Source organism: Bradyrhizobium sp., assembly GCF_022844465.1.
Lineage (GTDB): Bacteria > Pseudomonadota > Alphaproteobacteria > Rhizobiales > Xanthobacteraceae > Bradyrhizobium.
In genome coordinates this window covers 112,838-125,229 of the sequence record NZ_JALHLP010000007.1, presented here as the reverse complement: position 1 = coordinate 125,229, position 12,392 = coordinate 112,838, and the positions used below count along the sequence as shown (strand labels likewise).

16 protein-coding genes are annotated in these 12,392 nt (G+C 64.3%); 7 read left to right on the top strand and 9 right to left on the bottom strand.

The window, feature by feature from the left end; all coding sequences use genetic code 11:
* Positions 1-25: 25 nt before the first annotated feature.
* The 3 genes from Q0D31_RS14145 to Q0D31_RS14135 form a co-directional block, all read right to left on the bottom strand.
* Positions 26-583 carry a septation protein IspZ gene (locus Q0D31_RS14145; protein WP_291851796.1) on the bottom strand — a complete coding sequence of 186 codons (558 nt, stop codon included), beginning with the start codon at positions 581-583 and terminating at the stop codon, positions 26-28.
* A gap of 115 nt (positions 584-698) precedes the next feature.
* A complete protein-coding gene (locus tag Q0D31_RS14140; protein ID WP_291851794.1) occupies positions 699-1,106 on the bottom strand; it encodes an MAPEG family protein in 408 nt (135 codons plus the stop codon).
* A 95-nt stretch (positions 1,107-1,201) separates the two neighbouring features.
* Positions 1,202-2,605: a carotenoid oxygenase family protein gene (locus Q0D31_RS14135; RefSeq protein ID WP_291851791.1), complete on the bottom strand. Its 1,404-nt coding sequence runs from the start codon at positions 2,603-2,605 to the stop codon at positions 1,202-1,204.
* Positions 2,606-2,716: 111 nt separating this feature from the next.
* Here Q0D31_RS14135 and Q0D31_RS14130 point away from each other — a divergent pair, with 111 nt between their 5' ends.
* Positions 2,717-3,448, top strand: a complete 732-nt coding sequence (locus Q0D31_RS14130) for a TetR/AcrR family transcriptional regulator (RefSeq protein WP_291851788.1) — start codon at positions 2,717-2,719, stop codon at positions 3,446-3,448.
* A 61-nt stretch (positions 3,449-3,509) separates the two neighbouring features.
* On the opposite strand, the gene Q0D31_RS14125 is transcribed toward Q0D31_RS14130, so the two are convergent.
* Positions 3,510-3,878 carry a hypothetical protein gene (locus tag Q0D31_RS14125; protein WP_291851785.1) on the bottom strand — a complete coding sequence of 123 codons (369 nt, stop codon included), beginning with the start codon at positions 3,876-3,878 and terminating at the stop codon, positions 3,510-3,512.
* Positions 3,879-3,931: 53 nt separating this feature from the next.
* Entirely contained in the window at positions 3,932-4,555 is a 624-nt protein-coding gene (locus Q0D31_RS14120) for a hypothetical protein (RefSeq protein WP_291851783.1), read from the bottom strand.
* A gap of 159 nt (positions 4,556-4,714) precedes the next feature.
* Between Q0D31_RS14120 and Q0D31_RS14115 the strand changes: the two genes are divergently transcribed.
* Positions 4,715-5,512 (top strand): SET domain-containing protein, encoded by a 798-nt coding sequence (locus Q0D31_RS14115; protein WP_291851780.1) that lies wholly within the window; start codon positions 4,715-4,717, stop codon positions 5,510-5,512.
* A 71-nt stretch (positions 5,513-5,583) separates the two neighbouring features.
* On the opposite strand, the gene Q0D31_RS14110 is transcribed toward Q0D31_RS14115, so the two are convergent.
* On the bottom strand, positions 5,584-6,012 hold the full coding sequence (locus Q0D31_RS14110) for an Rrf2 family transcriptional regulator (RefSeq protein WP_291851777.1): 429 nt from the start codon (positions 6,010-6,012) through the stop codon (positions 5,584-5,586).
* Positions 6,013-6,092: 80 nt separating this feature from the next.
* Here Q0D31_RS14110 and Q0D31_RS14105 point away from each other — a divergent pair, with 80 nt between their 5' ends.
* Entirely contained in the window at positions 6,093-6,578 is a 486-nt protein-coding gene (locus tag Q0D31_RS14105; protein WP_291851773.1) for a group III truncated hemoglobin, read from the top strand.
* Positions 6,578-6,712 carry a hypothetical protein gene (locus Q0D31_RS14100; RefSeq protein ID WP_291851770.1) on the top strand — a complete coding sequence of 45 codons (135 nt, stop codon included), beginning with the start codon at positions 6,578-6,580 and terminating at the stop codon, positions 6,710-6,712. The genes Q0D31_RS14105 and Q0D31_RS14100 overlap by 1 nt, the downstream gene beginning before the upstream one ends.
* Before the next feature lie 150 nt (positions 6,713-6,862).
* On the opposite strand, the gene Q0D31_RS14095 is transcribed toward Q0D31_RS14100, so the two are convergent.
* Complete coding sequence (locus Q0D31_RS14095) at positions 6,863-7,261, bottom strand: hypothetical protein (RefSeq protein ID WP_291851767.1); 399 nt, start codon at positions 7,259-7,261, stop codon at positions 6,863-6,865.
* Between the two features lie 142 nt (positions 7,262-7,403).
* A complete protein-coding gene (locus Q0D31_RS14090) occupies positions 7,404-8,357 on the bottom strand; it encodes a LysR family transcriptional regulator (RefSeq protein ID WP_291851764.1) in 954 nt (317 codons plus the stop codon).
* Positions 8,358-8,491: 134 nt separating this feature from the next.
* Here Q0D31_RS14090 and Q0D31_RS14085 point away from each other — a divergent pair, with 134 nt between their 5' ends.
* Genes Q0D31_RS14085 through Q0D31_RS14075 form a run of 3 tightly spaced genes read left to right on the top strand, consistent with a single transcriptional unit; the run spans position 8,492 to position 11,687 of the window.
* A complete protein-coding gene (locus Q0D31_RS14085; RefSeq protein WP_291851761.1) occupies positions 8,492-10,138 on the top strand; it encodes a GMC oxidoreductase in 1,647 nt (548 codons plus the stop codon).
* Positions 10,119-10,805 carry a glutathione S-transferase family protein gene (locus tag Q0D31_RS14080; protein WP_366518521.1) on the top strand — a complete coding sequence of 229 codons (687 nt, stop codon included), beginning with the start codon at positions 10,119-10,121 and terminating at the stop codon, positions 10,803-10,805. The genes Q0D31_RS14085 and Q0D31_RS14080 overlap by 20 nt, the downstream gene beginning before the upstream one ends.
* A 60-nt stretch (positions 10,806-10,865) precedes the next feature.
* The gene (locus Q0D31_RS14075; RefSeq protein WP_291851754.1) at positions 10,866-11,687 is read left to right on the top strand and encodes a helix-turn-helix transcriptional regulator; all 822 of its coding nucleotides are present in this window, start codon (positions 10,866-10,868) and stop codon (positions 11,685-11,687) included.
* Positions 11,688-11,806: 119 nt separating this feature from the next.
* Here the strand turns inward: Q0D31_RS14075 and Q0D31_RS14070 are convergent, their stop codons facing one another.
* Positions 11,807-12,238: a MarR family transcriptional regulator gene (locus Q0D31_RS14070; protein ID WP_291851751.1), complete on the bottom strand. Its 432-nt coding sequence runs from the start codon at positions 12,236-12,238 to the stop codon at positions 11,807-11,809.
* Positions 12,239-12,392 lie beyond the last annotated feature (154 nt).

The window sequence follows — 12,392 nt, the reverse complement described above, 5'->3', positions numbered from 1 at the left end:
CAAGCCTCTTTTTGCCGCGTATTTTTCAGGCGCGCTGGGCGGCGGCGCGAATCCGGCTGCCGACCGAAATACGAAACGCGACGTATTGAATTGCAAAAGCCGCAACCTTGGCCCCGACCAGAACCACCGTCACATAGAACGTCCACAGCTTCATGTCGCCGGTCAGCGCCACCGCGATGGTGCCGGCGCCGAGCGCGAACATCAGCGCGGCCCAGGCATAGCCCGCGAAGGTGACGTATTCCGGAATGGTCTCGGTCACGATCGGCGGCACATAGCGCAACAGCCAGCCGCGCTTGAGCATGATGACGCCGATCGCAAAATGCCCGATCGCCGGCTTCACCAGCACGAAGCGCGGGTCGTGGGTCAGCAGCGTCGCGCTACCAAGCACGATGACGAGCGCAAGGCTGGCCCAGGTCATGTAGCCGAGCGGATGGCCCTTGACGCGCGCGTAGACCACCTGACCGACGGCGCCCGCGATCGCCACGCCGGTTGCCAGCAGCACATTGTCGGTGGCGAGGTAGACCGCGACGAACAGGATGGTGGAGAAGAAATCGGCGGCCAGTTTGGCGAATACGTCCTTCATGGGCTTGCTCTCCGCTGATCGGGTTGCGGCTGATCCGGGCGCAATCAATCCCTGGACCGCCGGAATTAAAACGAGGTGATGAGGAATGGTTTATTTGCAGGGAGTTTTTTCAAACCTAGATGACCATCAGCGTGCGCCACAGGATCATCACGGCGCAGGCGGGCAGCAGGAGCAGCGTGATCGCAATGCCGCCGATCCGGCCGATACGGAATTGCAGCGTATTGGGCGCGGCGTACATGCCGAGCGGATGCAACAGCCGCGACAGCAACAGCGCGAGCATCAACAGATGCACCCCCATCGCCGGCAGACCTGACATTTCCAGCATCGCGACCATCAGCGCGATGATCGGCACGTATTCGATGAAGTTGGCGTGGGCGCGAATCGCGCTGCGCAGCTCCGGGTTTCCATTGTCGCCGAAAGCTATCCGGTTGCCCCGGCGCAGCCTGCCGACCTGCGCCGCGAGAACCGTGTAGAGCAAGGCGAGGACGGCGAGGTAGGCCGCGGTGATGGAGGGCATCTGCATGTGCATCTCTCACAAATCTTGTGCTTGTAATCTCTGGATTCCGGGTTCATCGCTGCGCGATGCCCCGGAATGACGGCGGTTGACTGGTTCGGATCTCAGGCCGCATTGAACCAATTGCCGTGGAAGCCGTCCGGCACGCGATGGCCGAGATGCACCAGCGCGACCGGGCCAGCCTCGATATCGGCGGCGTTGAACACCGCCAGATCGCTGCGGTTCTCCCGGGCGCGCCAGACCGCCGACAGCAGCCAGCCGTCGCCCTCGGCGGCATCGGCGGCGCGCTCGACGAAAACGGGTTCGGAAATGGTGTCGCCGGCCGGCAGCAGATATTTGCCTAGCCGCTTGCCATGGCCGTCGACATGGACAATGCCGGATAGCGCGCCGAACATCGGCAGATCAGGGTTGGCGCAGGCGTACCAGTCATGGCGGTTCGCCCGTCCCGCGCGGCGGTCATCGATGCGCGGAAATTCGCCGGTGAGGTCGTCGAGATAGCTCTGCGTGAAGCGGTCGGTATTGCCGGCGAGGTCGAAGGTCCAGCGGCAGTGCCTGGCGCAGGACTTTGCCGGATCCGTCTTGGTGCCGTCGGGATGGGTGAACAGCGGCGCTTCCTCGGACTGCATGACGTCGGCAACGATGCGATTGCCGTCCTCCCACGCGTTCATGACGTGGAAGACGAAGCAGCTTTCGGCGCGGAACCAGGTGATGTCGCGCGCCGACCCGTTGCGCTTCATCACGCCGACACAGGCGCCTTTCTCGGGCTCCCAGGCGTAGGGCGGCTTGCCGCGCATCGCCCGCTCCATGCTGCCGGTGATGGGCAGGATCGGAAACAGCAGGTGGTTTTCGGTGACGATGAAATCGTGGACCATGCTGGCGTAGGGCGCCTCGAGGCGATCGAACCGCGTCACCACGCCGGACGCATTGACGGTTCCAAAGGAGAGGGTCGCCGTCAGGGGGCCAGCGGCGTTGTAGCCGAAGAACGCCATCTCGCCGGTCACGGGATCGATCTTGGGATGCGCCGTGAACGGCCCCTTGATGGCCCCGGCATAGTCGCAATAGCCTTTTCGGTTGAGCGTGCCGGGCTCGATCTCGGTCGGCAGGCGGCCTTCCTCCAGCGCCAGCAGCCGGCCGGCGTGGAAGATGATGTTGGTGTTGGCGACGCCGCCATCGTCGGTGGTCAAGGCCGGCGCATCGGGCAACTTGCGGCCGAAGCCGCCGAACAGGGCGCGGCCGGCGTCGTGCTCGGCCAGCCATTTCGGGGTGCGGACCCAGCGGTTGCGGTAGCTGGCGCGGCGGTTCTCCAGATGGAACGCGTGCAGCATGCCGTCGCCGACGAACCAGTGGGCGCCGGGCGCGTCGAATTGCGGGTTCGGGCCGTTGCGATAAAGCGTGCCGTTGAGCTCGCGCGGCAATTCGCCGGTGATCTTCAGATGCGGCGCGTCGCACTCCATCGGTATCGGGGCGAGATTGTTTCGGGGCGGCTCGGTCATGGCCTTGTCGCGCATCGGGCGTTCCTCCAGGCAAATCTTTACACCGTAAAGATATCATTAGGGACGTTCTCAACGGCCGTCAAGCTAAATCTTTACAGTGTAAAAATTGAGGTTATAAGTTGAGCCATGACCAGATCATCAAGAGAGAGAACGACCCGGCCCGCCGCCAAACGCCGTCCGGCGGGACCGGTGGCCGCAACGGCGGCTGCCCGGCGGCGTCGTCCGCTCGGCGAGGCGCCCTATCATCACGGTGACCTGCACGACGCCCTGCTCGCCGCCGCCGAGCGGGTGCTGGAACGCGACGGGATGCCGGGCCTGACGCTGCGGGCGGTGGCGCGCGAGGCCGGCGTTTCGCATGCCGCGCCCACGCATCATTTCGGCGATCTCACCGGGCTGCTCAGCGAACTCGCAGCCATCGGCTTCCGCCGTTTCAACGCAGCGATGGCGGCGGCCGGCAATACCGAAACGCTGCCGCTGATGAAGGCGATGGCCCGCGCCAAGGCCTATGTCGCCTATGCGCAGGCGCGTCCCGGCATGTACGGCCTGATGTTCCGAACCGAGCGGCTCGACATGACGCGGCCCTCGCTGCGCGAGGCGGCAAGCGCCTCGTTCGAGGGGTTGGCGAGCGCGGTCGGCGCCGGCCGCAAGCCGACGCCCTCGGGCGAGGCGCCGCCGCCGCTGTCGCTCGACCAGGCCGCCGCGATCGCGCGGGCGTGGTCGCTGGTCCACGGGTTCACAACGCTGTTGCTCGACGGCAGGCTGAAGGACATCCAGCGCCGGCTGCCGGAAGGCACCGGAGTTGACCAGTTGCTGGACGCGATGCTGCGCTCGACCGTGAGCCGGCCGCCGGGCCAGTAGGCACCGGCCTTGTTGGCGAGGCGATGGACTGTCCGGCGCGGCGGATGGCAACATCCGGGGCTCAGCAATCCCGGCAAATCATGATCTGGCGCGAAAGTCTTGCATCTGCCTCGCGGTCTTCAACGGGCCCCCGGGTCCACTGCTCTTCGGGGCGCGATTGGGCAGCCGACGTGGAGCGGCGCTCAATCAGCGGGCCGACAATAATCTCGCGACTGCGGGCGGTGCTTCGCTTCGGCCGGGTCTCCGTGCCAGGCTCGCCATCTGCCGTCGGCGCTTCGCCCAACCCGTCCCATGCGAGCGGCATGCCCGCGCTCGGTGAGGGGCAGCCGGTGCCCGACGCGCAGCAGCCGCTGAGCGCGAAGCCGGCAACTAGGAGAGCAATCAATTTCGTCTGCATCGCCGCTCCCGGTTTGATGTCGTCATGATCCATGGTCGGGCGCACTCTAAAGCCTTGCCGTTGACGCGGCAACGATGCGCCACTGACTAACGCTTTGCCAGTTCCACCGCGCGGCCGCGCTCGCCGATCACTTTCGCCTCGTCCTTGCCGCATTTGAAGTCGCGCGCGAAATCGTTGGCCGCCTGGCGGGCGAGTTCGTTCGGGTTGCGGTTGGCCTGGCCGTCGATATAGGCGACGTGACAGACCGCTCCCGGCGGCAGTCGCGTCACCGCCAGCACCGGCTTGGCGATCGGGCGGCCGTTCTTGTCGGGGTCGTCATTGTCGGCGATCAACCAGCGCTGGATGATCGCGAACGGCCTGCCGTCCACCGCGCGCCATTCGACCGTGTGGGCGGTCGAATTGAACGGCCCGAACCCGGAACCCGACGCCGGTTCCTTTGCTGCTTCTGCGCGGTTGCGGCCGACCGATACGGTTTCGCGTAGATCGCCTTCGCTGACCAGCACCACCAGGGCCGATCTACCGGGACACACCCGCGTCGTGCTGTCGTCGAGCCCGTTCGGCCGGCCGACCAGCCGGCAGTCTTTCGGCACCGTCGATGTATAGCTGCTGCTGAATGTTTGGGCGCTCGCCGATGCGGTCGAGCCAAGCGACGCGCATGACAGTACCGTGACGACCAAGGTGCCGGGTCGCAAGCAAGGCAAAGGCTTCATCCAGTCACTCGCTGTCTTCGGGAACCCGGTCATATGACGCATGCATTCTGGGGAAGGTTCAGGAGAATGCGGCGAAGCACCTGACATTGGCGCGGAATCGTCCTAGAAGGGCGGCTTCGCAGGTCCTCGTTTCCCAAGCGTGCAAGTCATATAGCCATAATGTCCACCATATCGTCGAAAAAGCCCTATCGCGTCGGCCGCTCCCGCACCGGCCTTGGCCTCTTCGCCACCAAGCGGATCAAGAAGGGCACTCGAATAGTCCGATATCTTGGCCCGCTGCTGGATTGCAAGAAGAAGAAAGACGATGCGATCGAGAACAAATATCTGTTCCAGCTGAACGACCGCTGGACCATCGATGGGTCGGTGCGCGCGAACGTCGCCCGCTACATCAACCACGCCTGCAAGCCGAACGCGGAATCCGAGGTTCGCCCGCGCAAGCGCAAGGTCTTCATCCGCGCCATCAAGAACATCGAGCCTGGCGATGAAATCAACTACGATTACGGCACCGAGTATTTCAAGGCCTACCTCAAGCCGATCGGCTGCAAATGCGCGGCCTGCGAGAAGAAGCGCAAGAAGCAGCGCGCCGAGGCGCGGGCGGAAAGAGCCCGCCTGAAGGCCAAGGCCGAGCGGAAGGCGAAAAAGAAGGCGGAGAAGCTGGCGAAAGCCAAGGAGAAGCTGAAAGAACAGCTGAAGAAGAAAAAGCTCGCAAAAACGCTGACCGAAAAACGGGCCAGGGCCGAGCGCGCGCCAAACAAGAAACTCAACGGCCACTCTTCAACCGTCAAATCGCTCAACGGCAACAGCCGCGTCAGGGTCACCGACGGGAAGCCGGCCGGAGCAACGCGCCAGGCTTCGGTTCCAGCGCACATCGTTCCGGTCCTGGCCACGAACTACCCGCCGATCTTGCGCCCGGATCTGGCGGGCGATGGGTCGCCACATTCGAGCGCAGAGCGCTGATAGCGTCGGGCTGGTCGGTCACGAAACGAAACCGCCGGTGCCATGCGCGGCACCCAGGGATGTTGCGGCCGTCACGCGGGCGCCGGGCTTTTCCTGGTTGGTACGGGATAGGCGCATTCCGCCAGCGTGGTGGCGTCGAGTTCGCTCATGAAGGCTTCGCGGGCGGCGGCCAGCTTCGCCTTCAGCCGGCAGCGCGGCATCAGCAAGCAACTGCCGCCATCCTCGCGGAAGCATTCGACCAGTGCCGGCCCTTCGAGTGCTCGCACCACCTCGCCGATCGTGATCGACCCGGCAGGCCGCGCCAGCGCGAACCCGCCGCCGACGCCGCGCTGGGTATTGATGAAGCCGCTATCGGCGAGGTCGCGCACCACCTTGGCCAAATGGTTGCGGGAAATGCCGAACTCGGCCGCGATTTCATTGGTGGCGAACGTCCGGCCCGGCTCACCCGCCAGCCGCATCAGGGCGCGCAAGGCAAAATCCGTAAACGACGTCAGGCGCATGGGTGGTCCTCGAAAAGGTTGGCTTGCAAATCGATGATAGCCGGCTAAATAGGTATATGAAATACTTATTTAGAGGCATCATGAAGGCGACCGGAATGGAAGCGAATGCGGCGGGATCGGAGCGGCGCGAGCGGATCACGGCCGAGATCATGGAACGCACCGGGATTACCGAGGCGATGATCGAGCGCCTGGTGCGCGGCTTCTACGCCAAGGTTCGCGCTGACGCGGTGCTGGCGCCGATCTTCGATGCCCGCATCAGGGATTGGGAGCCGCATCTCGCCCGGATGTGCGCCTTCTGGTCGTCGGTCGCGCTGATGACAGGGCGTTATCACGGTACGCCGATGGCCAAACATCTGCCGCTGCCGGTCGATGCCGGGCATTTCGATCGCTGGCTCGAACTGTTCGAGGCCACCGCCCGCGAGATCTGTCCGCCGGAGGCTGAATCCCATTTCGTGGAACGGGCGCGGCGGATTGCGGCAAGCCTCGAACTCGGCGTCGCCGGAGCCCACGGGGCCATGCTCGGCTACGGGGAAAGATTTCGGCGCAACCAGGCAGGAGCGAACTGATGACTGATCGTGCACATGTCGTGACCAGCAAAGAGCAGGCCGATCCGTATTCGGGCAGCAGCCTGGTGCCGATGCTCGTCATCGGGCTGGCCCTGACCTTTGCGGGAATGATCGCGGCGTTGGTCTTGAGCTGACGCTCGCTAGCGTCATTCCGGGATGGTGCGTTAGCACCAGACCCCAGATGCGCAATTGCGCATCGGGGAATCTCGAGATTCTCAGGTGCGCAATTGCGCACCGCAGTTCGATGCTTTCGCATCGCCCCGGAATGACGGTGCTGAACGTGCTCACGCCGTCGCCACGCCGCCACTCTTGCGCAGCCCGACATATTGCAACTCGGCAAACACGCCCGTCGCTATCGCCTGCGCGACGATGAAGACCTGGCCGAGCAGGTTCGGCGCCACCGCGCCCGAGAACAACAGCGCGACGCTGCCGAGAGTCCAGGCCGCGTTGCCTGCGATCACCAGCAACACCAGCGCCTTCGGTACCGATGAGCGCGCCGCCAGCCAGCCGACCAGCGCCGTATAGGCTATCAGGAACAGGCCGGTCTCGCGCAGCAACACTTCCGGCAGATTGAGCAACGGCGCGAGCATGCCGGCGCCTAGCGTTAGCGCAACCGCGGCAGCGCCGCTGAAGACGGCGTCGGCGAGCAGGGCGCGGTTCAGGAATGTGGACGGGTGGATCATAGCGGTTCTCCTTTGGCTTGGGGTTCGTTTCGAAAGATGACCCGGCCAGTGACGCGTTTCGATTACCTCGGACGTAATGCTGTGCTGTTTTGCCTGGGAATGATTTGCATGCCGCGCCCTGATCCCGATCGGTCCGCAGGCCTTACCGCGACGACCGCCGGGCTCGCGGCTTGTCGTCAAAACCCGTCAGCGCGGATGTCTGCTTGAGGTGGTCGCGGGCGAATTCGATGAAGGCGCGGACACGGAGCGGCAGCTTGCTGCGATTGGGATAGCAGAGATAGACGCGCCACGGCGTGGCCGCGAAGCGGGACAACACCTGCACCAGAAGCCGGTTCTCGAGGTAGTGGGCCGCATAGTTGCTGGGCGGCTGCACGATGCCCAGCCCGCTTGCAGCCAGTTCGCAGGCCGCTTCCACGTCATTGACGATCAGCGTCGGCTGAAACGCCAGCGTGACGTCCTTGCCGCCGATCCGGAAATGAAGATCGGCAATCCGGCCGGAGCCTGAATAGCGGTAGCCGATGCATCGGTGCTGCATCAGGTCGCGAGGCTCCACCGGCACGCCGGCCGATTTGAGGTAAGCGGGCGAGGCCAGGGTGTGTGCCTGCAGCGTGGTGATCGGCCGGGCGATGACCGAGGAATCCTGCGGCCGCAGAATCCGCAAGCTGACGTCGATCGCGCCCTCGGCAAAGTCGCGCACCTCGTCTGATGCATCGAGTTCGATTTGCACGGCCGGGTGCAGCGCCGCAAAGCGCGCGATCAGGGGAACGAGCTGATGCCGCGCGACACCGACGGGGGCCGACACCCGCAATGGACCAGCCACCTTGCCGCGTCGCTCCTCGAAGATGCGGCTGATCTCCTCGATTTCGCCGAGCGGTCCGCGCGCCCGCTCGATCAGCATCCGGCCTTCGGGTGTCAGGCTCATGGTGCGGGTGGTCCGGTTGAGCAGCCTCACGCCGAGAAAATCTTCCAGCCGCGCCACATTTTGGCCGAGCGCCGCGGGCGACTGGTTCATCGTGCGGGCGGCGGCGGCGAAGCTGCCGTGCTCGACCGTCCTCGCGAAGGCCAGCAGCGCCGGGCCGACCGTGAACTGCTTCAATGGTTTTACTTTCGAATGTTGAAACTATTCGCTACCTACCCGGTTTTTCGCCGCGCGGCTACATTGAATTCTCGGCTCGTCGATGGCCCGTCAGTTTTTGCCGGTCCGGACGCGTATCAATGGTGGAGCCTGTTATGCATGACCTGATCATCGTCGGGGCCGGTACCGCGGGCGCGGTGCTTGCCGAACGCCTCACGGCGAGCGGGCGCAACCGCGTTCTGCTCATCGAGGCGGGCGGCGAACCGAAGAGTCCGTTTGTGAAGATCCCGGCCGGCTTTGCAAAACTGTTTCGCGGCAAGCTCGACTGGGGTTTCGGCAGCGTGCACAGTCGTGGCGATGTACGGCGCGACATCGTGGTGCCGCGCGGCAAGATGCTGGGCGGCTCGGCCAACATGAATGCGCAGATCCACCAATGGTGCCATCCCGCCGATTTCAACGGCTGGGCGGCCAACGGCGCCGCGGGCTGGTCGTGGGAGGATGTGCGTGGGACGTTTGCCGCGCAGGAATGCCTTTCCGGCTCAGGCGCACCGGAGCGCGGCCGGACGGGGCGGATGACGGTCACGCCGGTTGCCGATCCGCATCCGCTGTCAAAAGCCTACGTTGCCGCCGCGCGCCGGGTTCTCGTCAATTCGGGCGATCAATATAATGGAGGGGCTTACGAGGGGGCCTGGATCAGCGAAATCGCCCATCAAGGTGGGCGTCGCTACAGCGCCTATGACGCCTATCTGGTTCCGGCCCGTCAGCGGACCAACCTGCAGGTCCTGAAAGGGGCGACGGTCAGCCGCGTTCTGGTGGAGAGCGGGCGCAGCGTTGGCGTCGAAGTGGACCGCGCTGGCCAAAGCATCGGTTTCCGATGCGGCAAGGGCGTTATTCTGGCCGGCGGTGCATTCGGTACGCCGTATCTTCTGCTGCATTCCGGCATCGGGCCGGCGCAGGACCTGAGCAAGCTCGGCATCCGCGCCGTGCTGGACGTGCCGGAGGTTGGGCGCGGTTTGCAGGATCACCCCCTGGTGCCGCTGGTTTTTGCGACGTCGCGCACCGATACGTTCAAGAACGCGGAATCCATCTCCAACCTGCTGCGCTATCTCTTGTTCAAGAAGGGCATGCTTGCCTCGAATGCTGTGGAGGCGATCGCCTTCGCGCAATCCTCGCGCGCCGTCGAGCCCGCGCCGGATATCGAGTTGATCTTTGCGCCGTTCGAGTGGCGCGGCCAGGGACTGCAGCCGCCGCAGCGACATGCATTTACGATCGCGCCCGTCATGGTCAAGCCGAAGTCGCGGGGAACGGTTACGCTCTCAAGCCCGCGGCCGGGAGAAAGCCCGGTGATCGATTTCAACCTGCTGGCGGACACCGAGCGGCACGACATGCAGGTCATGCTCGAAGGTATCAGGCTGGCCCGCCAGGTTGCGGTCGCCGCGCCGCTGGGGGGCGATGCCATCGGCGAGGTTGATCCGGGCCCGCTACCGCAGACGGAAGAGGCGCTTGCCGACTGGATCCACCGCAACGTCCAGACGGTCTATCATCCGACCAGTACCTGTCGTATGGGCAACGACACAGGCTCCGTCGTCGATCCGCAACTCCGGGTGCGAGGCATCGGAGGCCTGTGGATCGCGGACGCCTCGGTGATGCCATCCATACCGCGCGGTCACCCCAATGCTGTGGTAGCCATGATCGCGGAGCGTGCCGCGGCCCTGATTGAGGAAGCCGATACCGCAAACTGGCCGTCGCCAAGGTCGTCCGTTTTGGAGGCGCGTAAGACGCATGCGTATCAAACTGTATGACTGGGCGCCTTCGCCGTTTTCGCTGAAGGTGAGGGCCATCCTGGCCTACAAGGGCATTGCCCATGACCGGGTATCGATGCTCGCGCCCGCGCATTGGTGGGCGGTGCGCAGCCGGGGCAAGATCGGCAAGGCGCCGGCGCTCGAGATCGACGGCCGGATGCATGTGGATTCCACCGACATTGCCTACGAACTGGAGGCGAGAGCGCCTTCGCCTGCCGTCATACCGGGCGACGCGCGGGAACGCGCCATTTGCCACGCAGTGGAAGAATGGTCGGACGAGTCGTTGTATTTCAGCGGTCTGTATTTCCAATGGCATGATCCGGAAGGCCGCAAGATGGTCCCGCAGGTGTTCGGACGCAGCGCTTACGGCCGACTGATGTATCGGATCTACCTGGGGCGCATCCAGCGGCAGTTGCACGGGCAGGGAACGTCGCGGAAGCCGCCCGCGCATGTGCTCACGGACCTTCGCCGCCACCTCGAGGCCATCGACGGGCTCGTCCAATCCCATCGCTTCATTATCGGCGAACGGCCTTATTTGTGCGATTTCGCGCTGCTGGGGCAACTTGTCTATCTCGGCAGGACGCCCGTCGGTTCGCTGGAACTGCGCAAGCATCCGGCGATCGAAGCCTACGTTGCCCGCATGAAGGCGCTGCGAAGGCCGGAATAGCGCGTTTCGATTACCTCGGACGTAATGGATCGTGCGACAGCCGCATGGTAATTCTTTGCCATGAACGCACATGCTTCCGCGGCGCGAGCCGAACGCAACCAGCCAGTCCATATCGGCGACCACCTGCGCGAATGGCGGCAGCGCCGCCATCTGAGCCAGCTCGATCTGGCCGGGGATGCCGAGATATCCGCGCGTCACCTCAGCTTCGTGGAAACCGGCCGCGCCGCGCCGTCGCGCGACATGGTGCTGAAGCTTGCCGAGCGATTGGCGGTTCCCTTGCGTGAACGCAATGTGCTGCTGGTCGCGGCGGGGTTTGCGCCGGCCTTTCCGCAGCGTGCGCTCGACGATCCCGCGCTGAAATCGGCGCGGGCCGCGATCGACCTCGTCCTGAAGGCGCACGAGCCCAATCCGGCGCTGGCCTATGACCGGCACTGGAATCTGGTGAGCGCCAACCGCATGGTGGCGCCGCTGCTGGAAGGCATCCCGCCGCGCTTGCTTGGGCCGCCTGTCAATATCCTGCGGCTCGCCTTTCATCCGGAGGCGCTGGCGGGGAGCACCGTCAATCTCGCGGAATGGTGCGGCCATCTGCTGGAGCGGCTGCATCGCCAATGCGAGGCGACCGCCGATCCGGAGCTGCTGAACCTTTACCGTGAGTTGAAGGCCTATCGAATCCCGGCGCGCTCCATGCCGCTTCCGGCCGACAATGTCGCCATTCCGTTCAGGCTGCGGCGCGGCGGCGAAGTGCTCAGCTTCTTCTCGACAACCATGGTATTCGGCACCCCCGTCGACGTGACGCTGTCGGAGCTGGCGCTGGAGACCTTCTTCCCGGCCGACGATCTGACAGCCCGGTGCATGCGGGAGATGGTCGCCAAGCTCGGTTAGAGAAAATTCAAGCGGGCCACGGGACCTGACCCGGGCTGGGCCGTTTCCGCGGATGCCAACGTCCGCGACTACGCAGGGCGCGCGGGCGGTTTGTCGCCGGTCGCGCCGTCGACCAACGGTCAGTTCGCCTTCTCGATGAGGCCTTCCAGCAGGCGCTTCAGTTCTGCCGTGGCCTTGTCGCCGTAATTTTCGGCGATAAAGGCTTCCTGATGGAGCGCGAGCGAATTGAGGCGCTGGGTCAGCGCTTTGCCGCGATCGGAAGAGAACATCAGGACCTTCCGCCGGTCGTCGGCGTCCTGGACCCGGTAGACCAGGGAGTCGGACACCATCCGGTCGATCATCTTGGTCAGGGTGGGATGGTTGAGCAGCACCGCTTCCGCGAGTTCGCCCATCGAATGGCCCTTGCCATCGGATAGCACTTTCAGAATACGCCATTGCTCGACCGGGACGCCTTCCTTGCGAAACCGCGCGTCGAGCTGACGATTGATTTCCCGGTTCGCCTGCGCAAGCAGGTAGGCGAGATGGGTGGTGATGGGTTTGCTGCTAGCCAAGGATTTGAACTTCTTCAGCGGATCGTGGATGAATATTGAGCGCTTCTTGCTTGTTCTATATGCATGGGAATCGTTGAATATTCAATATTTTCCCCTAGGATATTTTTGTTGTCGATTGCCGTGGCGGTGGTAGTCTGATCGGGCCGGATTTGAG

Excerpts from the sequence above, each read along its gene's own strand:
- Q0D31_RS14110 (WP_291851777.1), bottom strand. The coding sequence starts at position 6,012 with ATGCGCCTGACGTCGTTTACGGATTTTGCCTTGCGCGCCCTGATGCGG.
- Q0D31_RS14145 (WP_291851796.1), bottom strand. The coding sequence starts at position 583 with ATGAAGGACGTATTCGCCAAACTGGCCGCCGATTTCTTCTCCACCATC.
- Q0D31_RS14085 (WP_291851761.1), top strand. The coding sequence starts at position 8,492 with ATGCATGACCTGATCATCGTCGGGGCCGGTACCGCGGGCGCGGTGCTT.
- Q0D31_RS14095 (WP_291851767.1), bottom strand. The coding sequence starts at position 7,261 with ATGATCCACCCGTCCACATTCCTGAACCGCGCCCTGCTCGCCGACGCC.
- Q0D31_RS14120 (WP_291851783.1), bottom strand. The coding sequence starts at position 4,555 with ATGAAGCCTTTGCCTTGCTTGCGACCCGGCACCTTGGTCGTCACGGTA.
- Q0D31_RS14135 (WP_291851791.1), bottom strand. The coding sequence starts at position 2,605 with ATGCGCGACAAGGCCATGACCGAGCCGCCCCGAAACAATCTCGCCCCG.
- Q0D31_RS14100 (WP_291851770.1), top strand. The coding sequence starts at position 6,578 with ATGACTGATCGTGCACATGTCGTGACCAGCAAAGAGCAGGCCGATCCG.
- Q0D31_RS14105 (WP_291851773.1), top strand. The coding sequence starts at position 6,093 with ATGAAGGCGACCGGAATGGAAGCGAATGCGGCGGGATCGGAGCGGCGC.
- Q0D31_RS14125 (WP_291851785.1), bottom strand. The coding sequence starts at position 3,878 with ATGGATCATGACGACATCAAACCGGGAGCGGCGATGCAGACGAAATTG.
- Q0D31_RS14115 (WP_291851780.1), top strand. The coding sequence starts at position 4,715 with ATGTCCACCATATCGTCGAAAAAGCCCTATCGCGTCGGCCGCTCCCGC.
- Q0D31_RS14140 (WP_291851794.1), bottom strand. The coding sequence starts at position 1,106 with ATGCAGATGCCCTCCATCACCGCGGCCTACCTCGCCGTCCTCGCCTTG.
- Q0D31_RS14080 (WP_366518521.1), top strand. The coding sequence starts at position 10,119 with ATGCGTATCAAACTGTATGACTGGGCGCCTTCGCCGTTTTCGCTGAAG.
- Q0D31_RS14130 (WP_291851788.1), top strand. The coding sequence starts at position 2,717 with ATGACCAGATCATCAAGAGAGAGAACGACCCGGCCCGCCGCCAAACGC.
- Q0D31_RS14075 (WP_291851754.1), top strand. The coding sequence starts at position 10,866 with ATGAACGCACATGCTTCCGCGGCGCGAGCCGAACGCAACCAGCCAGTC.